16 protein-coding genes are annotated in these 20,551 nt (G+C 42.8%); 7 read left to right on the forward strand and 9 right to left on the reverse strand.

Going from position 1 to position 20,551, the window contains the following annotated elements; genetic code table 11:
• Positions 1–24 precede the first annotated feature (24 nt).
• On the reverse strand, positions 25–1,125 hold the full coding sequence (locus F6K53_RS26930; RefSeq protein ID WP_293070049.1) for a DUF5357 family protein: 1,101 nt from the start codon (positions 1,123–1,125) through the stop codon (positions 25–27).
• 8 nt (positions 1,126–1,133) lie between these two features.
• Positions 1,134–1,694 (reverse strand): filament integrity protein FraC, encoded by a 561-nt coding sequence (gene fraC / locus F6K53_RS26935; protein WP_293070051.1) that lies wholly within the window; start codon positions 1,692–1,694, stop codon positions 1,134–1,136.
• Positions 1,695–2,339: 645 nt separating this feature from the next.
• On the opposite strand from fraC, the gene F6K53_RS26940 reads away from it, so the two are divergent.
• On the forward strand, positions 2,340–2,954 hold the full coding sequence (locus tag F6K53_RS26940; protein WP_293025015.1) for a GUN4 domain-containing protein: 615 nt from the start codon (positions 2,340–2,342) through the stop codon (positions 2,952–2,954).
• Between the two features lie 725 nt (positions 2,955–3,679).
• Positions 3,680–5,218, forward strand: coding sequence for a DUF3084 domain-containing protein (locus F6K53_RS26945; protein WP_293045623.1), 1,539 nt, complete (start codon positions 3,680–3,682; stop codon positions 5,216–5,218).
• A gap of 255 nt (positions 5,219–5,473) precedes the next feature.
• Here the strand turns inward: F6K53_RS26945 and F6K53_RS26950 are convergent, their stop codons facing one another.
• Complete coding sequence (locus F6K53_RS26950; RefSeq protein ID WP_293025011.1) at positions 5,474–5,821, reverse strand: hypothetical protein; 348 nt, start codon at positions 5,819–5,821, stop codon at positions 5,474–5,476.
• Positions 5,822–6,672: 851 nt separating this feature from the next.
• Between F6K53_RS26950 and F6K53_RS26955 the strand changes: the two genes are divergently transcribed.
• Positions 6,673–7,497, forward strand: a complete 825-nt coding sequence (locus tag F6K53_RS26955; RefSeq protein ID WP_293070054.1) for an NAD-dependent epimerase/dehydratase family protein — start codon at positions 6,673–6,675, stop codon at positions 7,495–7,497.
• A gap of 105 nt (positions 7,498–7,602) precedes the next feature.
• On the opposite strand, the gene F6K53_RS26960 is transcribed toward F6K53_RS26955, so the two are convergent.
• The 3 genes from F6K53_RS26960 to F6K53_RS26970 form a co-directional block, all read right to left on the reverse strand.
• Positions 7,603–7,800 (reverse strand): hypothetical protein, encoded by a 198-nt coding sequence (locus tag F6K53_RS26960; protein WP_293082743.1) that lies wholly within the window; start codon positions 7,798–7,800, stop codon positions 7,603–7,605.
• A 102-nt stretch (positions 7,801–7,902) separates the two neighbouring features.
• On the reverse strand, positions 7,903–9,162 hold the full coding sequence (locus F6K53_RS26965) for a class I SAM-dependent methyltransferase (protein ID WP_293025007.1): 1,260 nt from the start codon (positions 9,160–9,162) through the stop codon (positions 7,903–7,905).
• 251 nt (positions 9,163–9,413) lie between these two features.
• Positions 9,414–11,114, reverse strand: coding sequence for a serine hydrolase (locus F6K53_RS26970; RefSeq protein ID WP_293070058.1), 1,701 nt, complete (start codon positions 11,112–11,114; stop codon positions 9,414–9,416).
• Positions 11,115–11,341: 227 nt separating this feature from the next.
• Here F6K53_RS26970 and F6K53_RS26975 point away from each other — a divergent pair, with 227 nt between their 5' ends.
• Positions 11,342–11,611, forward strand: a complete 270-nt coding sequence (locus tag F6K53_RS26975; RefSeq protein ID WP_293025003.1) for a LuxR C-terminal-related transcriptional regulator — start codon at positions 11,342–11,344, stop codon at positions 11,609–11,611.
• 477 nt (positions 11,612–12,088) lie between these two features.
• Here F6K53_RS26975 and F6K53_RS26980 read toward each other — a convergent pair whose 3' ends face one another.
• Positions 12,089–12,406 carry a DUF4342 domain-containing protein gene (locus F6K53_RS26980; RefSeq protein ID WP_293070060.1) on the reverse strand — a complete coding sequence of 106 codons (318 nt, stop codon included), beginning with the start codon at positions 12,404–12,406 and terminating at the stop codon, positions 12,089–12,091.
• Positions 12,407–12,573: 167 nt separating this feature from the next.
• Between F6K53_RS26980 and trpB the strand changes: the two genes are divergently transcribed.
• Together trpB and F6K53_RS26990 are read left to right on the forward strand one after the other, a co-directional pair.
• Positions 12,574–13,839 carry a tryptophan synthase subunit beta gene (gene trpB / locus F6K53_RS26985; RefSeq protein WP_293024999.1) on the forward strand — a complete coding sequence of 422 codons (1,266 nt, stop codon included), beginning with the start codon at positions 12,574–12,576 and terminating at the stop codon, positions 13,837–13,839.
• Positions 13,840–14,353: 514 nt separating this feature from the next.
• Positions 14,354–15,004 carry a ribonuclease H-like domain-containing protein gene (locus tag F6K53_RS26990; protein WP_293070062.1) on the forward strand — a complete coding sequence of 217 codons (651 nt, stop codon included), beginning with the start codon at positions 14,354–14,356 and terminating at the stop codon, positions 15,002–15,004.
• On the opposite strand, the gene F6K53_RS26995 is transcribed toward F6K53_RS26990, so the two are convergent.
• Positions 14,955–15,218: a hypothetical protein gene (locus F6K53_RS26995; protein ID WP_293070064.1), complete on the reverse strand. Its 264-nt coding sequence runs from the start codon at positions 15,216–15,218 to the stop codon at positions 14,955–14,957. The genes F6K53_RS26990 and F6K53_RS26995 overlap by 50 nt on opposite strands.
• 239 nt (positions 15,219–15,457) lie before the next feature.
• Here F6K53_RS26995 and F6K53_RS27000 point away from each other — a divergent pair, with 239 nt between their 5' ends.
• Positions 15,458–18,910: an ATP-binding protein gene (locus F6K53_RS27000; protein WP_293082746.1), complete on the forward strand. Its 3,453-nt coding sequence runs from the start codon at positions 15,458–15,460 to the stop codon at positions 18,908–18,910.
• A 919-nt stretch (positions 18,911–19,829) separates the two neighbouring features.
• Here the strand turns inward: F6K53_RS27000 and F6K53_RS27005 are convergent.
• Positions 19,830–20,084 carry a hypothetical protein gene (locus F6K53_RS27005; protein ID WP_293082737.1) on the reverse strand — a complete coding sequence of 85 codons (255 nt, stop codon included), beginning with the start codon at positions 20,082–20,084 and terminating at the stop codon, positions 19,830–19,832.
• Between the last annotated feature and the right edge of the window lie 467 nt (positions 20,085–20,551).

Genomic DNA, 20,551 nt, shown 5'->3' on the forward strand with positions numbered 1-20,551 from the left:
AGCAAGTCTTTTGAATTTTACTTTTTACTGTTTACCTTGGTCAGCGAACACCTCAATTTCTCCTGTCCTAGAGGCTTGGCATTCCACATTACCAATTGGTTTAGAACCTAACCCTGATCGCCCATCTACCTGCTTAATGCGACAAGACTTGGTGAAGGAATAAGAGTCAGGTTTGGTGTCAGGGTTTGAACGGGGGCCGTTCCAATTGGCCTGCAAGTCTAAGTTATAGTCAGACCCAGACTTCCTGGATGAAAATTTATAGGTCACTTTCCATAGAGGATCTTCAGCAACCGGTGAGCTTTGCTTGGCTTGATATTCAATTCCCTTCAGCAACTTTTTATGATTTACTTTAAGCAGGGATTTCTCAACCTCTGACCAAGATTTTTCATTCAACTCTTCTTTCAATTGAACTTCCATCCCCTCTAAGATCGATACACCTCTAGATACCATAGTGACTTGGGCAGAGGGCAATTTCCAGACAAAGGAACTATGGATAAAATCATCGCTCAGTAAGCTAGGATATTGCACTAGCCAGTTTTGAATCACGAAATAAAACTGTATCCAGCAGCTAATCAGGAGCTGGCTACCGAATAAGATAACTAGATATTGACGTTCTGCTGGAGACGGTTTTTTTACCTTCAATCTTACTGCTAAAATATAAGGTAAAGCCGCAATTACGGCTGATATCAATGGCCAACTAATGAACGTCAAGGGTGATACGTCTTTGGAGTCGATGCCCAATAAATAGGTACTGATACCGTCAATTACGAGCTGGTATTCTCCAACGTTTAAATTGATGCCGAATAGGTAAATACTAGTTAGTGCGCCAGTAATCCAGGGACCCAGGGGCAAGCCTGTCTTGGCGTCTTTGTTCTTCTTGGCAATTCTTAGCTTAGCCGCCGCTGCCGTTACCCAGTAGACAAATAAAATAAATAAAATACCACCACAGCTTGCTATCAGCCGTTGTACAAATCCCGTGGCTAACCCTGCCATTACATAGGAAAAAACAGTTAGCCACATTAGAGCCTGCCAGGAAAATGCCTTGGGAGGTTTCAGTACCTTTACCAGCGAGTCTACCACCGCTAAGCCAATGACAAATTCGAATAGGGATGTGAAAAATTTCACGACGCTAGTTATCCACTAATGGGGTTGACATAAAGGAAACGCAGAAACAAAAGCAGTAAAATAGCGCTATAGCTACAGGAATTAGCAATGAGGACGACCATAGCTCGATTTTCCCCACCCGATCCTCTCTGACCAGAGCGCCTCAAGGATAATGACTTTTCCTCGTCGGAAGCTGATGTGGAAGCAGTTGCCTGATCTTCAGCTAGTTCTAAAAAGATTTTGAGTAACCTCAGCCCTGCCAGCTTAATAATAAAGGAAAGAAAGAAAATTGTGATCACACTCATAGCGATAAGAGTATAAAAATTGTCAGGCTTATCCTCTGAAAAGTGATCGAAAAAGATATAACTAATCATCTGGCCTTGAAATTCCGTAGGGAGTTGGTCGTGAAGGGCAAAAAAACACCACCAACCTACAATAGTGGAAAGTAGATTAATCGATGTAGCTTGCTGCATGCTGGTTTTGCGGTTGAGTTTTAGCCCTCGTTGCAGGACTATCCCTTCCACCGCAATTACCACCAGCAGGAAGAGAGTTTGAAACACGACCGTCTGTAGAGGCAATACAGGTGCCATAATTTTCGGTTTGCTCCAACGTAATAATTTGCATTAAAAACCCGTTTGAGCCACATTTTACCTGCACGATTCGGTGAAACTTGGTTTTGTTGACACCTTATGTTGACACCTTATGTTGACACCTTATGTTGACACTTTATAGTTGATTATTTTGTGTCAACCTTCAACAGAAATGGAGCAACTAAATGGGAGCAGGTCTAATGTTCATTAAATTAGACTACCAGTAATTTTCCGATACTGGTAGTTAATTTGAATGAGGGGTGTTACCCCTAAGCCTTTTTTTGCGGGTTTCCTGTTAAACTCCATAACCACAGGCTATACATTGAAGCACGACTAGGAACATCTGTAAAGATGCGATTGGCCGTAGGCCACGCTACGGGAACGCATTTTGTTACATATTTTGTCTCTTAGATACCTGTTTGACCTGCGGTCACCCTTCGCGAACAGAATTTAGGGTTTAGGCTCTAGGGTTTAGACTCTAGGGAGGGTTCTGTTGAAAGTTGTCTAGCTCTCTTAGGACGGAGGTGCTCAAGTGCCCCTGTTGTAGCTCATACCTAATACGATTAGCCTAATACCTAGAATTTCTCGATTATTGCTGTATGGCTTTGCGGTCAGTGTCTGGTAGTTGACTATTAGGGCAATGCTATGGTTGATGGATGTACCCCACACCTGACAGACAAGCCAAAACTTTATCTTTACTGTATCTTTGCTGATCAACTCCCATCACCATGGCGCAAACCTATGACACGACATCACTATGAACCTGAACTCAAACTGCGTTCTGAAAAAGGAGTAGACTACACTAAACTGCGAGACGTACTAGCAGCAGGAAAGTGGAAAGAAGCCGACTTAGAGACAGCCAGGGTACTCCTGGAAGCAGCAGGTCGAGAAGCTGAAAAATGGCTAGATGTAGAGTCGCTCAAAACATTTCCCTGTGCTGACCTGCTGACCATTGACCAGCTTTGGGTAAGATACAGCCAAGGACACTTTGGACTTAGTGTTCAACAATCCATTTATCAAGAGGCTGGAGGAGACTGCGTCAGGCTAGGTGAACGCATCGGTTGGAGAGTGAGGGGAGAGTGGATAGCCTATAGTAAAATCAAATGGAATCTAGATGCCCAGATGGGACACCTACCCGTCTGTATGGCATTCATCTGGAGTAATCATCGGTCTGTATCCGGTATCGTGTGGTTATCTCGGGTAGGGTGTGAGGCGTGGTATACTTCATTTATGCAAAGACTTGTAGAGTGTAGCATATAAGCGTTACAGCCCAAGGAAATAATTCTTTCAACAAAAATTTTAAATAAAAATCACATTTTTTTAGTTTTAGAACTCAAAACTCCCAGGTCTATTGTTTAGAGCGCCCTTTGTACAAACTAGGGATAATTTGTTAGTCTATGGGTTACTCCCCACGCCCTACTGCTGGTGCTGGAAGTCGATAAATCTTTTGGAGCGTTTACCATAAAAAAACATAATTCTCTAAACCTATGAGATAGGCTGTATCTGGATAGACAACAATGGAGTATTGAAACTCTGCGCTCTTCCATAGGCGCAGATTCTTCGGAGGAGTTAACTAACAAATGTTAGCCATTGCTCGAAACAATCACATCAACTTAACCTGCCGTAACACCAATAAGCTTGCAGTCCATCAGGCAGTGCCAATTACCGCTACTCTCTCACGGTGGTGGGGGTTGAGGTTAAGTATGTGGTTTAATTCACTAGCCTTAAAGCCTTTGCTTGTAGGGGCTAAAACTAGACTACGTGGCTGTAGCCAATCAATAATTTCGATTGATTGTCTTTTCAGTGGAAGCTCCCACTACTGGGAGTCCCAGCCAACCGAATGTTTTTTTTTGTATAACTATTATTGTAGTACTTTGACAACAGTTAAAATCGCCTCCTCGCGTTTCCTTCACCAGATAAATAACCACATAAATAACATAAATAACATAAATAATAGTAGTTTCCACTGTCCCGTGAGGCTTTAGATGACCAGCGCTTATATCCTGATTGCCTCAATTTTGGTGTTGGGGGGGTTACTCGCTACCTTAGGCGATCGCATGGGTACACGAGTAGGAAAAGCACGGCTGAGTTTATTTAATCTACGTCCCCGTACTACTGCCACGGTAGTAACAATTATCACCGGTGGCTTAATTTCCGCCTCGACCTTGGGGATTTTGTTTGCCACCAGTGAGTCTCTACGGGATGGGATTTTTGAGCTTGATAATATCCTCAAAAAACTTAGAAGTGCTCGCCGGGAGGTCAGCCAATTAGAGGATGAGAAAGATAGAGTAGAGCGGCAGTTAGAGGACGCCAGAGCAGAGCAAATAGAGGTTCAGAAGCGTTTGGATGAAACCAATCGAAATTTCCAACAGGCTCAAAATCAACTGAAAGATGTCTCTGCTCAGGTTGGGGTGCTGCGTACTGAAATTAAATCACTCCTAAGGGAACGTCAGCTGCTAATCCAACAGCGGAATCAACTCAATGAACAAATTACCCAACTCCAAAGCCAAATCACTCAATTAAAAGAATTGGTGAAGAAACGGGATCAGGAAATGCTGGAGCGAGACCAAGCTATCCAAGAGCGAGACCAAGCTATCCTCAAACAAGACCAAACGATCCAGGATCGGGAGCAGGATCTGGCTGAGAAAGACCAAGCTATAAAACAATTTGACCAGAAAATTGCTGAACGAGATCAAGTCATTGCTCAGCGTGAAACTTTCCTAAAAGAACTCGAACAAGAACTTAAAGAACTTGAACAACAACTTAAACAAAAGGAGAGTCAACTGGCTGAACGTAATCAACAACTTGAATCACAAGAAAAACAACTGGCTTTTTTAAAACGGGAACTAGCAATTCTAGAACAGTACTATCAGAATTATCGAGTACTGCGTCAGGGAAATGTTGCTTTATTTCGTGGTCAGGTACTCACCTCTGGAGTAGTACGAATTGTCGATCCAACAGCTGTAAATCAAGCCGTTGATCAACTGTTGAGCCAAGCCAATAAGACAGCCGTAGACATTACCCGTGCTAGTAGCAGTAATTCCCAAGAGCCACTGGTGCAAATTACTCAAGCACAAGTAGATCAGTTAATCCAGCAGATTAAAGATGGTAGAGACTACGTGGTGCGAATTCTCTCAGCGGGTAACTACGTTGAGGGGGAAAAACCAATACAAGTATTTGCAGATGCAGCCCTCAATCAGGTTGTCTTTAAGGGGGGTGATGTGCTTGCTACCATCTCGACTAATCCCTCAACTATGACCAATGAGCAAATTCGCAAGCGGCTCGATCAGTTGTTGGCAGCCTCTGAGTTCCGTGCTCGTCGCGCTGGGATTTTGGGTGATATCCAAGTCGGAGATGGTCGGCTGACCACCCTAACCAACTTTATTGAGCAGCTGGAGCAGTATAGTCAACCCCTTAATGTCAAAGCTATTGCCCAAGAAACTGCCTACACAGCTGGTCCTTTAAAAATGCAGCTGGTAGCGAGCTACAATGGAGAAGATGTTTTTAAAACTATTGTTAACTAGCTAGGTGGTCAGCGGTCAGCGGTCAGCGGTCAGCCGTTGGCCACGCTACGGGAATGGCCAGGCTACTTGAGGTGCTTAAAATAAACCTCATTTTATTCAAAAGCTATTCAATAGCTGATAGCTGATAGCTGATAGCTGATAGCTGATTGCTAATTGCTGATAGCTGATTGCTGATTGCTGATAGCTGATTGCTGATAGCTGATTGCTGATTGCTAATTGCTGATTGCTAATTGCTGATTGCTGATTGCTTACTTGTTAACTAGCTAGCTCCTCCACAATTTGCCAATCGGGATTGTTATTAACTGCCTCTTGAAGTAGCTCAAACATTTGCCGACAATGGTTATTAACCTGTAGAGGTAACTCTTCATTTTTGACCACAAAATTTATGGGCACTTGTTGCTCAGTGGCTTTCGATTTGTCAATCAATACGTCCACTGTAACCAGCTTGGTAAAGGATATATTATCCGGACTCTCTCTTGCCATTATATAGTCATCACTCTCGTAGAGAATCTCAAAATGGCAGGATTTTAGAACCTCAATCAGTAACGGTAGAAGACGATCAAGGGAAATAGTGATTTTAATGGAACGATTGTAGCGAGCCATATAGACCTGGGGCTTGCTGATAGCTAAACTTTTCTATCTTGACATTTTCCGCTCTAAACGGACGGAGATTCTAGGTTGATCGACTCGCCATAACCTGACGGGTTTATACCAACCAAGCTAGAGGGCAAATCTACCGAAGGGTTTTAGGTCTTATTGACCCAGTTTTCTGCATTCCCTGCTGTAACTTGTTTCTCAAAACGGCTTTTGATAGCTAACTAGTTGTTTGCTTCTAAGCCGACCTAGGTGACCAAATTGTTAGGCAAGGATTACGCAGTACCCTATCTCTGGCGATACTTTTTACTTTACTCTACGGACGAAGGATTTGGGCAATAACTTATTGTTTTTTTAACTTATTTTTAAATTATTGTTTGAAATTATTGGTTTAATTTGTTGGTTTATTACTTTATTAGTTTATTAACTTATTTTTTTTTAACTTTTGTTACTTGCTAAATTTTTCTTTCCTACTCTTGTTAAAACTTTATTGTAATCCAGGATGATTTTAACGCAATTAGTCCCAGATGTCAAGAAAACTATCCACGGCGGTTAAAACCTCCCCACACGCTCACGTTTCATCCCCCCTTGAAAAAGACGGGGTTTTCAAGGAAAGACCCAAGGGGTAGGGTGCATCTCATATTTGTAAAAAAGATCGCAAGTGTGGGGAGTGTGGGGCCCGGGCGCGGGGAGTGTGGGGCCCGGGCGCGGGGAGTGTGGGGAGTGTGGGGCCCGGGCGCGGGAATTTTCGCCGGAATTTTTGCCTAATTTCATGCATTGAGATACACCCGGGTAAAGCTTGCGCGAAGGTAAGATTTTTTATAATAATCGAATTTTAAAAAATAAAACTCAATCGAGCGATGAATGTAGCAATCATTGGTTGTGGATACGTTGGTAGTGCCGTTGCTCACCTTTGGCATCAAGAGTTAGGGTTATCAACTACAGTAACCACTACTACCCCTGAGCGTGTCCCAGAACTAGAAACAATTGCTGACCGAGTCGTTGTGGTTAAAGGAAACGACCCTATTGGTCTCGAATCGGTAGTGAAAAACCAGGAGATTATTCTTTTGTCTGTGGGTGCTGCCAATGGCAAGGTCTATCAAGAAGCCTACTTAGACACAGCCCAAACCTTAGTTTCTGTGCTCAAAACCACTCCTAGGGTACGACAGCTAATTTACACGGGAAGCTATGCTGTCTACGGTGATCGAGAGGCAGGCTGGGTAGACGAAACATCACCGATTGCTCCCCCTAGTCCCAATTATGAAATTCTGGCAGAAACTGAGCAGGTATTACTATCAGCATCCAATCCTAATCTGAAGGTTTGTATCCTGCGTCTGGGAGGAATTTATGGTCCGAAGCGGGAACTACTCAAAATATTTGGTCGATTCGCAGGTACTACTCGTGAGGGTTCGGGTCAAGAAGTCACCAATTGGATTCATCTAGATGACATAGTTGGTGCAATAGAATTTGTCCGTTCTCACCAACTTCAAGGGATTTATAACCTAGTAGATGACCAAATACTGACTTATCAAGACTTGCTTGAAAAAGTATTTAAACAGCACAACTTACCCCCCGTATCCTGGGATTCATCCGTTACTAAAGCCCGACCTTACAATGCCCGAGTGTCAAATAAAAAAATAATTGATGCAGGTTACCAGTTTATTCATCCAGAAAAAATTTTCTAATCTGATTACTCGGTGGAATGAGTTTACTGAAAATTAGCCTAAATATAAGGAACGAGGCGATTGGTGCATGAATCGCCTCTAGCCAAGATTCAACAAATACACTATCTAAAACAAGTGTGAATTTTTTGTGATAAATAGGATTTTGAATTTTAGGGAGTAGGGAGTAGGGAGTAGGGAGTAGGGAGTAGGGAGTAGGGAGTAGGGAGTAGGGAGTAGGGAGTAGGGAGTAGGGAATTGGGAAAAAATATTGTTTACCTTATTACTACAAGAACCGATAATTACCCTTAATAAAAATCTCCCCATCTCCCCATTTCCCCATCTCCCCATCTCCCCATTTCCCCATCTCCCCATCTCCCCATCTCCCCACACTCCCCTCTCTTTCCCTATTCCCCGCTCCCAGCGCTATTAGCTGATCGGTGGTACGGTCAACCCTTTAAGAGCCACCCCTTCTGCTGATGGGGTTAACCCCTTACTTTGAATTAAAACCCCAAAGCCACCCAATCCGGTGGGATCGATCAACTGGTGTAACCGTTGGCGACGCTGCATAATGTTGATCACATCCTGTGCTGTTGCTTTCGCATTTCCCCTTTCTCTAGGATCAGAAAGGGCAGCTATGCGATCGCCTAATCCCAATGCCATTAGAAACAACCCTTGCTTGGTGAAACCTACTTTACCCAAACCACATAACTCTCCTTGTCGCTCTAGGGCAGTAAAATCCACATGAGCCGTAATGTCTTGTTCGCCGATATAACTATAGGGGTTATTATGGTGGCGGTGGCGATAATAACACTGTAATGTTCCCTGATCACGGGCTGGCAAATAATACTTTTGGGCTGGATAGCCATAATCAATGGTTAGGAGAAACCCCTGGTTTAACCGTTTCGCAACAGTTTTAATCCAATCCAGTGCTGCTAGATTCACCTCAGAGCGATAGCCCTCTGGATAGGAACCAGAGAACAAATCAATACCTACCAAATCAAAATACTCTCTCAGTTGGGGTGTAGAAGGGGTATCTAAAACTTCTACAAACTTAATGTCATCCTGATCAACGGTTCCGATATAGATTTCTTTGAGATCTCCTGCTTGCAGCACAACTTGATGTACCGGTAACGCATCAACCAATTCGTTAGAGAAACAGCAACCAGTCACGGAATTGTCTTCTATTTCTTCCCAAGAACACCACCGCACAGGTAACGAGGGCTGGTCATTGTCCAGTCTAGGTAGGTTGAGTTTCAACAACAGCTGCTTCTGTTGAGCAATCATTGCTGTTGCCTTTTCCACAATGATGTAATTTACGGCACCATAGCAATCTGGGTAGTGCTGGTGCAAGTAAACTAGAACATCTGCTGCTAGGAGTCCCTGTCCTGCTCCCATTTCCATCAGAGTAAAGGGATTAGGTTGTCCGAGGATATCCCACATTTGGGCAAACTGTTCAGCAAGTAACTCCCCGAAGTCTTTTCCTAGGTGGGGTGAGGTGAAAAAGTCTCCTGATGAACCAATGTTAACTGCACCACTGGCGTAGTAACCTAGCTGTGGATGGTATAGTGCTAAGTCCATGTACTGGGCAAAGGTAATTCGCTGGTTAGGTGCTGTAGCAATGTGATTAGCAATTACCTTAGGTAGGGGTTGAGTAGATGGAAGGTTTGAATTCAAGAAATTAGTCATTAGACTTCTTGCAGAAGTCGGGAATAGGGAACAGGGAACAGGGAACAGGGAACAGGGAACAGTGGACAAGAATTGACGGAAACACGATCAGAAAACTAATTTTGTAAGAGGTTTATTATACATATATACCATTTCTGGTACTTATGAGGTACAGACAATTTCATTCTACCTACTCCCTACTCCCTACTCCCTACTCCCTACTCCCTACTCCCTACTCCCTACTCCCTACTCCCTACTCCCTTTCCTATAGCTTAGGTAGACACTTTTTTATTAGCCGTGAATACGCCATTGGGTTGAGTAATCACTGCTTGAGTCACAACCCCAGCATTATCGGTAGTGAAGTTAATACTATATCCTGGTACATCCTTAAAATAAAATTCGGTTCCTTGGTAACGAACTAACTCTATCTCTGGCTGACCAGCTAATGACAAAAATAGTTTATTATCTTTGATCAAGATAGTTATAGATGATTGACCATAAATGTCATAGTCACCCACAAATTTTTCCATAAAACTAGTGGTTAAAATGCTTTGGTCAGGGATTCGTTCAAATACAATATCCTTCACCGTCGGTTCTAGAGGTATGGACAGTCTCTGAATAGTTCCTTTGGGGTCATTAAAAAATGATAATAGTTGAAAATTATCAGAACCCTCTGATAGTAATTCAAAACTATCATAGTGGTAGTGCTTTAGTTCATAAACAATTGAATTATGAGTTGCCGTTAACTGCTGATCTTTGATCGCAATGGAAACTATTCCGTATCCGGGATGCTCAAAATCTCCTGTGTAATCTTCTAGGGGATGTGATGGTTGAGTGCCAGTTTTAGGCTGTGGTTTGGTGTTCTGTTTGCCTTGTTCAGCAGCTTGTTTAGCTTCCTCAAGCTTACTCTTAATCCTTTCATTCCAAGGAACTTCGTCGAGACCGAGCAAGCGATCGCAAATGTGATAAGTTATAATTTCTCGCAATGGGTTTACTTCGAGATTGGTGAGAACTACCACACCAATTTTATCTTGAGGCATCAACGTTGTCAGGGCATAAAATCCGTCAATATAACCCCCATGCTGAACGTGATTATGACCTCGGTAGGCAGTGAGGTACCATCCTAATCCATAAGAGTAATGCCAGATTTCCGGATACTCAAGGGATAACGGTATCACGATTTGTGGTGTATACATCTGAGTCAGAATACCAGGGTTGATAATCTGCTTATCCTCATAGTTTCCCTGGTTTTGATGGAGTAGAAGCCACTTCGCCATATCAGTAACATTGGAATTAATAGAGCCAGAAGGACCCATGGCGTCGATATTGCGAAATGGGATGGCTTTAACTACGTCATCTTTCTCTCGATAAGGAAGGGAAAAATCGTCAGTCTCCTGGGATTTGACAACGGAAAAATTGCTGTCTGCCATCGACAAGGGATTAAAAATTTCCTGCTGAACAAATTCTTCCCAGCTGCTCTCGGCAATTTGACCGACTAAGTAGCCAGCCGTCATGTACATCAAATTTTGATACTGATAGACACTCCGCAATTCATGATTAGGTTCGAGATACTGTAAGCGCTCAACTATTTCTTTACGAGTCAAAGAACTGTTATACCACATGAACAAATGCTCGGGTAAGCCAGAACGATGAGTGACCAGGTCACGGAGAGTCATGTGTTCACTAGCATAGGAATCGTATAGTTTAAACGTGGGCAGATAATGTCTAACTGGTTTATCCCAATCTAATTTTCGTCGCTGAGCCAAGATGCCCATAGCCATTGTGGTAAACGCTTTAGTGCAAGACCCAATCGGAAAGATGGTTTTAGAGGTTACTTTTAAGCCTTTTTCTACATTCCTAAAACCAAAGCCTTCACAAAAGATGATCTCGCTATCGTGAACAATAGCGACAGCCAGCCCTGGGACTTTCCACTCTTCCATTCTCTGGTTAATAAAATTACTAAGACCTTCCATTAGTTGCTCTCCATTGATGTTAATTTCAGAAGTTTCGACGCCAGTTGCTCATCTGACTCCCCACACTTCCCACACTTCCCACACTCCTCCCACTCCCCTTTCCCCAACTCCTCCTTGTCCTGTTTATTGATAATCACTTAATTTCCCCATGGCAAATTAAGTGAAGCGGGTCACCATTGGCGGTAAAATTAGATAAGATAGGTATATCTACTAGAGAAAAATTACTTATGGCTAGTGGTAAATCCCAGACTCCCGCAACTCTGTCTTACCGCGAATTGCAAATCATCGAACATGTAGCGGCTGGTTTAACCAATCTCGAGATCGCCCAGGAGCTGGCAATCAGTAAGCGCACTGTTGATAATCATATCAGTAACATTCTGACCAAAACCTGCACTGATAACCGGGTTGGTTTGGTTCGTTGGGCCTTAAAGTGGGGCAAAGTTTGCTTGAATGATGTCAATTGCTGTCCTTTACCAGCCCCTGGTCAAACCCAGTGATACCAATCACTCATCCAGTCCCGGAGATTATTGAATCATTACTTACTGATAGTTTTCAGAACTGATAGCTTTGAGAGTCGGCTTGATGCTAGGATTAGGCAGTTTTGCTCAGGTTTATTTAATTAAGTTGGTTTAACTAATTTTATTTTTTCAAGCCACCAGTTCAGCACCTCAGGGGCTCTCTTAACCGCCCAGCTACAGAGCAAGAAACCCATGATTATGTAAGTCACACTGGCATAATTAGTTTAGTTGTCCAGGGTGACTTATAGGCTTTTGGCTGACTGCTGATCACTCAAAGCTGATCACTCAAAGCTGATCACTCAAAGCTGATCACTCAAAGCTGATCACTCAAAGTTGACCGCTCAAGGTATATCTTAAGTATATCTTAAGATATTTTTAGCGATCGCGGGCAATCTTTCTCTAGGATGTCCCATACCTGTTTAGGGGTTAGGGTAGATCTCGTAGATATCTAGACTGCTATTCCTTTCGTTCTACCACTACTTTCAATCGAGCCGCCAATGCCCCGATCGCTCCCAGGGGGAGTAACCAAGGAGCCAAGAAAATAGCAGTAACTCCTCCTAATACGCCAAAAGTTAGCGGAATCTCCAACAAAATCCGATCCTGCTCATTTTTGATCATAATTCGGCGAATATTCCCCTGATTAATTAGGTCTTTAACTTTGTCAATCAGGTCATTACCACTAATACTGAATTCTTCGACACTGACCTTTGGTTGAACATCTGCCTCTACGGAATTGGAGTGATTGTTAATTTGTTGATCAGTTGGTTCATTCATGGTAAGCTGCTAAGGCACCGGCTTGGTAATTATGGTCATTACTTTTCTACATTAGCTCGAAAATAATTGTTAGTGTTGATACAAAATGCTAGAAGACTGGTGGTAAAGCATTTTGGGTTTTATAATATATATTCGAGATGTTCGTTCTATAATTGTTTGACACCGCTGTGACTAAAACCCCCCTACCCCTTAGTATCGGCGACCAGAGGGACCAAGCGACCCAACAACCGGACGCTTTGGGACGTTTTGGTAAATTTGGTGGCAAGTATGTTCCAGAAACCTTGATGCCTGCTCTAAGTGAACTAGAGCAGTCTTTTGAGCAATACCGTAATGACCCGGATTTCCAACAGGAACTACAACAACTGCTGCGAGACTATGTGGGACGTCCTAGTCCTCTGTATTTTGCTGAACGTCTGAGTAACTACTATACCAAATCTGATGGTAGTGGACCACGGATTTATTTAAAACGGGAAGATTTAAATCACACCGGTGCTCACAAGATTAATAATGCTCTGGCTCAGGTATTGCTAGCCCAGCGCATGGGTAAGCGGCGCATCATTGCTGAAACGGGAGCGGGTCAGCATGGTGTGGCTACCGCAACAGTATGTGCTCGATTTGGTCTCGAATGCGTCATTTATATGGGCGTTCAGGACATGGAACGGCAATCCCTGAATGTGTTTCGGATGCGGCTACTGGGAGCAACGGTGCAACCGGTATCGGCTGGGACTGGTACTCTCAAGGATGCTACCTCGGAAGCGATTCGAGATTGGGTGACAAATGTGGAAACTACTCACTATATCCTTGGGTCAGTGGCAGGTCCTCATCCTTACCCAAAAATGGTACGGGATTTCCATGCTGTGATTGGCCAGGAAACTCGCGCTCAATGCTTGGAAAAGTGGGGCGGTTTGCCGGATATTTTGTTAGCTTGTGTCGGAGGTGGCTCCAATGCCATGGGCCTGTTCCATGAGTTTGTTAATGAACCCTCTGTGCGGCTGATTGGAGTAGAAGCAGCAGGCGCTGGTGTAGATTCTGCTAAACATGCGGCTACTCTAACTAAGGGACGACCAGGAGTGTTGCACGGGGCAATGAGTTATTTGCTCCAAGATCAGGATGGTCAGGTGCTCGAAGCTCACTCGATTAGTGCTGGATTGGACTATCCTGGTGTTGGTCCAGAGCATAGCTATTTGAAGGATAGCAGTCGGGCAGAGTATTATAGTGTTACAGACAAAGAAGCGGTGGCTGCGTTTCAACGCTTGTCTCAGCTGGAGGGAATTATACCGGCACTGGAAACATCTCATGCGATCGCATATCTCGAAACTCTATGTCCCCAACTAAGTGGTAATCCCCAGATCGTGATTAACTGTTCCGGTCGCGGTGATAAGGATGTGCAAACTGTTGCTAAATTTATGTCAGCTCAGACCTCGAAAGATTAAGAAAATAAAAAATACATAGGAAATGTGGACTGTCAAGGGTAAATTGTAAACTACGATACAGTAATTCCTAGAAATTAGAGCCCAGCTTTTAGCCAGCCTGCTCATGCCAACACCATTGCTCAAGATTAGTTTGGGAATGCTGATCTTTGCTGTGGAATTAACCCAAGTTTTTATCAAGGGTGGTTAACTCTAGTAACCACTGTGATTTATTTGCTAGTTATGGTGCTATAACATCGCTTTACAGCGATAACTAAAACTACTAACTGACACTACTAACTGACACTACTAACTAACACTACCGGTAGTGGTTAGTCTCAGTGGTTACTGTCATCTTAACGAATAACTATGCCGTAGACCTTCTGATCATGGGAACAGAAACGGTACCCCATAGGAGCATCGAATAAACCAAATCCTGGGAGTTATCCCTAACAATACTATCGCATCAATACTATCGCATCAAACATTATCCCATCCAACAAACTTCTAGAACCTACAACCTATAACCTTTGAACCAATGACCAACACAACTGTAATTGAAGAATTGAAGGATTTTCAAGTTTGCGATCGCGATTTACCCGAATCTATATGCCAAGAGTATCTAAGGGCAGATTCCCTCGCCGTGGATACGGAAACCATGGGACTGATTTACCAACGCGATCGCTTATGTCTTGTACAGCTGTGTGATCCACAAGGACGAGTCACCTTTGTCCGCATTGACAAAGGACAAACAGAAGCACCCCGATTAAAACAGTTGTTAGAAGCGACTAATGTGCTCAAAGTGTTTCACTTTGCTCGGTTTGATGTCGCTATGCTCAGGCAAAATCTCGGTATTGAAGTCAATCCTGTATTCTGCACCAAGATTGCTAGTAAGTTAGCCCGCACCTATACTAGTAGCCATGGTCTCAAAGAATTGGTCAAAGAGCTAGAACGGATAGATTTGGATAAAAGTGCTCAGAGTTCTGACTGGGGTAATGTCGCTAACCTCTCCGATGAGCAGTTGGAATACGCTGCTAATGATGTACGCTACTTGTTAAATGTGCGGCAAAAACTGATCAATATGCTGGAACGGGAAGACCGGTGGGAATTAGCTCAACAGTGCTTTGAGGCGTTACCGACTATGGTATCTCTCGATTTGTTGCACTATCGAGATGTATTTGAACATTGAACAATCGGCGTTGGTGAATCTTCTTTTGAATAGGAGTAGAGTGGGCATCCTGCCCGCCTGGGAATATATTGAAACTGGCAAGATGCCAGTTCCACCAAGATGCCCGTTCCACCAAGATGCCCGTTCCACCAAGATGCCCGTTCCACCAAGATGCCCGTTCCACCAAGATGCCCGTTCCACCAAGATGCCCGTTCCACAAAAGTCTTAAAATCATTCCATTATTAAGCAACGCCGAATAATCAGAGACTGTTCAGAAAGTAGATATTAAAACACTGATTAGTCCCTGACTATTGGTGGGTTACCGGAGATAGCTCCTACAGTCTCGTTGCCTAACTTAACCGATGCCAGGAGCTAAGCAAAGTTTAACAAACAGTTTCCAAGCTCCAAAATCCAACTTAAACTAGTAGAGGGGGGTGTGACCCATAGCCCCTCCAGGAGATACCAGTGAAACGTATGTTTAGTTGGAAACGTGCCCAAATCCCCTTGTGTTTGGGTGCTTTTTTGATATCAGTACTGATTAGCCTATTAACCATAGCACCTAGTCAAGCACAATCTCAGGCAACTAAAACCTTGCCGCGATTGGAGATTACCCAAGGATGGCACTATCTCTGGGGTGATGTTTCTATCAATAACCTCCATAATGCCAAGCTTTGTCCTAAGCTCGAGATTTCCAACGGCGACCCTTGCTGGAAAGAATTTACGTTTCCAGAAAGACTATGGAAGTCACCGCAAGATCAACAGCAAAACAATGTTTGGTTAGGGGTTAGGTTACCAGAGGGTAAATTGCAATCTCCCACTCTTTATCTCGGAGCAGTTCCGAATATACTAGAAGCTTATTTAGATGAGCAACTGATTTATACCCGATTATCCCCTAACTCATTGCCTCCAGGTCATGGTGAAGGGTATCAATGGCCAATTGTTCCTCTTGATTCAAATTTTTCCGGCAAATCATTGTTCATTAATGTTTATGTCGGTGGTGATCAGTCTATTTACATCGGTTTTTTCGACCGGATAGTTATTGGTTCTAAATTTAACGTAATTCGGTGTTTATTCAAAGACGAAATAAGCACTATTTTAGGCTGCATTTTTATTTTAATTGGGCTGTGGTTTAGTTTAACCTGTCTATTCCGGTCTCAAGATAAACGATTGATTCTAGCCTTTGCATTATTAGCCATAGCTGGTGGCATTTACAACCTTAGCCAATCAACCATTGTTCCCTTATTATTTAAGGATTCAATGAATTGGGAGTATAGTCGATATACGGCTTTTTGTTTTCTTCCTATTCTGAGCCTGATTGGTTTTGAACAAATATTTGGTTCAGGGTATTTTTCCATCATCCAGCGGTTATGGCAAATTCACATAATTTATTCCGTAATTTCTTTAGGATTAATTTTTATCTACAACAGTTCCTGGTTGTATGAGATATATATTGATCACTACCTGCTCCTGGCTAGTACAATAATTTTATTGATCCATGCTATTCCTATAGCTATTAATAAGAGAAACTATTATGCGAAAATATTTAGTTTAGGATTATCTATCCTGGCTATAACAGCAATGCATGATATTTTAGTTTATCGCTTTGAACCGGAAAATTGGTATCAGCGATTCTATCCTTGGGGAATGTTGCTTTTTATCCTATCCTTAGGATTAATTTTAGAACGACGATTTGCTGAAACCAGGCGACTGCTAAAGGAATATAACCAGAAACTAGAAACCAAGAATGCTGCTCTTCAGGAAATGGATCAGCTCAAAAATGAATTCTTAGCTAATACATCTCATGAACTGAAAACACCTCTGAATGGCATTATCGGCATCGCTGAATCTCTGATTGATGGAGCAACAGGTGAGTTATCCCAGTCAACAGCATCTAATCTTTCTCTGATTGTCTCTAGTGGCAAACGGTTAACTCAGCTTGTTAACGATTTACTGGATTTTTCTGCCCTCAAGCATAAACAAATCAACCTGAGAATCAAGCCAGTGGGGATGCGAGAAATCACAGAAGTTGTTTTATTGCTATCCCGTCCCCTTGTGGGTAATAAAAACCTACAACTGATTAATCAAGTTTCCTCATCGAGTCCCCCTGTGGATGCTGATGAAAACCGACTCCAACAGATTCTCTATAATTTGGTGGGTAATGCCATTAAATTTACTGAACGTGGTACCATTAAAGTATCAGCAGAGGTGGTCAATTCTTATCTTAAAATTACCGTTTATGATACAGGGATTGGTATCCCACCTGATAAAGTAGACCGAATTTTTGAAGCTTTTGAACAAGGGAATGGCTCCATTAATAGGAAATATGGAGGAGTGGGGTTAGGTTTAGCTGTTACTAAAAAACTGGTGCAGCTCCACGGCGGAAATATTGATGTGGAGTCTACGCCAAACCTTGGCTCACGGTTTAGTTTCACTCTACCGATATCAAAGGGTAAAGTAGAGAGGAAACAGCGAGAGGAAGTTTCCCAGGTTCAGAATTATTTGGCGATGGCAAGTGACTCTGAACACTTGATATCTGATCACCTGATATCTGATTACCTGATGTCTGATCACCTGATATCTGATCACCTGATATCTGATCACCTGATGTCTGATCACCTGATATCTGATCACCTGATATCTGATCACCTGATGTCTGATCACCTGATGTCTGATCAGAACTTATCACCACCAACTATGAAAGCCTTGAAAATCTTGATTGTAGATGATGAACCAGTAAATCTTCAGGTTTTGGTCAACCATCTTTATCTGCAAAACTATAAGATTACTAAAGCAGTTAATGGCGAAGATGCATTCACAAAAATTACCCAAGGATACAAACCAGACTTGATTTTACTGGATATTATGATGCCGAAAATGACCGGCTATGAGTTCTGTAAAAAAATCCGTGAGAAATATCTACCGAATGAACTACCCGTAGTCTTGTTAACCGCTAAAAATCAGATCTCAGATTTGGTAGCAGGATTTGCAGCAGGAGCGAATGATTATTTAACTAAGCCCATATCCAAAAATGAATTGCTAGCACGAATTAAGACCCATCTTCAGTTAGCCAAAATTAATGTAGCTTATGGACGCTTTGTGCCTCGGGAGTTTCTGCAATTTTTAGAAAGGGACAGTATTATTGATGTCCAATTAGGGGACAATGTCCAAAAAGAGATGACAGTACTTTTTTCTGATATTCGCTCCTTTACTAGTTTATCAGAGAAGATGTCACCGCAAGACAATTTTAATTTTATCAATGACTATTTAAGTCGAGTCAGCCCAGTGATTCGTAATTATAACGGCTTCATTGATAAATATATTGGTGATGCGGTGATGGCGTTGTTTCCCGAAAAGGCTGATCATGCCCTAAAGGCAGCCATTGAGATGCAAAAGCAAGTTTATAGTTATAACTCCCATCGGAACAATAGTGGTTATGAACCGATTGCGAGTGGTATTGGTTTGCACAAGGGGAGTTTAATTTTAGGAACAGTGGGGGAATCTCAACGGATGGATACAACCGTGATTGCTGATACTGTAAATTTGGCCTCCCGTTTGGAAAGTTTAACCAAGATTTATGGAGCAGAGATTTTGATTAGTAAACCAACCTTGAATGATCTGGATAATCGAGAAAGTTATCATTATCGGTGTCTAGGGCGAGTTAAGGTGAAGGGTAAAAGTAAACCGGTGGAAATCTTTGAAGTGTATGATGCTAATCCTGAGGATTTGATTGCTTTCAAGTCCAAAACAACTCCTCGGTTTGAGGAAGCAGTTGCCTATTATGTAGAAAAAAAGTTTGCTCAGGCGCAACGGATTTTTGAGGAACTTTTAGAGAGTAATCACCAAGACCGGGTGGTTGAACTTTATATTGAACGGTGTGTTAAAGCCCGGGAGTGTGGGGTTTCGGAATTGGATATTGTGATTACTTGAATTGGTTATTAAGGGAATAGGGAGTAGGGAGTAGGGAGTAGGGAGTGTGGGGAGATGGGGAGATGGGGAGATGGGGAGATGGGGAGATGGGGAGATGGGGAGATGGGGAGAGATGTAGGGTGGGCAGTGCAGCAGACAGATTGATGTGCTTACCATCGGGTTGCGAGGCACTGCCCACCAAGGATTAATCACAATAGTAGTAGATGTAGGGTGGGCACTGCATCAGACAGATTGATGTGCTTACCATCAGGTTGCGAGGCACTGCCCACCAAGGATTAATCACAATAGTAGTAGATGTAGGGTGGGCACTGCATCAGACAGATTGATGTGCTTACCATCAGGTTGCGAGGCACTGCCCACCAAGGATTAATCACAATAGTAGTAGATGTAGGGTAAGCACTGCATCAGACAGATTGATGTGCTTACCATCAGGTTGCGAGGCACTGCCCACCAAGGATTAATCACAATAGAACAGTTGTTGATCACCTCAAGAGGTTTTGTGTTGATGAACTAAGCCTGTTAATAACCTTGGCCAATAGGCCACGCTACGCGAACAACGTACTAACCTTAAACCTTGGCCAATAGGCCACGCTACGCGAACAACGTACTAACCTTAAACCTAATAACCTTCAACATCATAACCTTCAACTTACTAACCTTCAACCTGCTAACCAAAAAAAAGTAGCCGCAGAAATACGTTCCACGGCTAGCAATTTTTACTTATGTCTCAACTTTGTAAACCTAATCAAACATAATCCGATCAGACCGTAAGCTATCAGCTTTCAGCTATCAGCTTTCAGCTATCCGTTTTCAGTTTTCAGCTATCAGCCAACGGCTGACCAATGACCACTGACCACTGACCGCTAACATCAGACCTGATGCTTTGGCCAGGGGGCAAAGCCCCCTGAAATTTAAGCCCTTAACCCAGAGTTAAATACTTCGTCATCATGGTAATGAATTCGCCAGGAATGCCAGTCGCCTGAAGGGGGCTCCACTCATCAATTTGGGCGTAACCCCGTGCATAAAGGGTATGCATGGTGTTGGTTATTGCCTGGCGGGAGCCCTTCAAAATGTGCTTAATGGGGTATTTTTTTGGAGACCGTTCCTGAGGAGTATTACTAGGAGTAATTTCCTCAGGATTGTTTTCTGGGTTAGGGCGGAAGTTGTCAGACATAGTAAAAAAAACGTTTTCAGGTTAATAACTATAATCATAACGATTATTACTTATTTTGTCAAGGGATTTTAGGATTTTTTTCGAGAGGGGTAATTGAAAGAAAATGTACGGATTATGGAATGCGATCGCTTTTAGCGTGACCTTTGGTCAATCGCGTTTTTTTTAAAGGAACAGGTAACAGGTAAAATCGTAAATATTAGTTAGCGTTCGCGTAGCGTGACCTATGGTCAATCCCATAGATATATTTCAGATAATCGCATTTTTTTGGGAGTAATTTTATCGATAGCCACGGAAACATTAAATCGGGAAAGTAATAAATTGTGATAAGTTTTTTTTCCTGCTCCCTATCTCCCTATCTCCCTATCTCCCTATCTCCCTATCTCCCTATCTCCCTATCTCCCTATCTCCCTATCTCCCTATCTCCCTATCTCCCTATCTCCCTATCTCCCTATCTCCCTATCTCCCTA

Source organism: Moorena sp. SIO4A1, from assembly GCF_010672065.1.
Taxonomy (GTDB): domain Bacteria; phylum Cyanobacteriota; class Cyanobacteriia; order Cyanobacteriales; family Coleofasciculaceae; genus Moorena.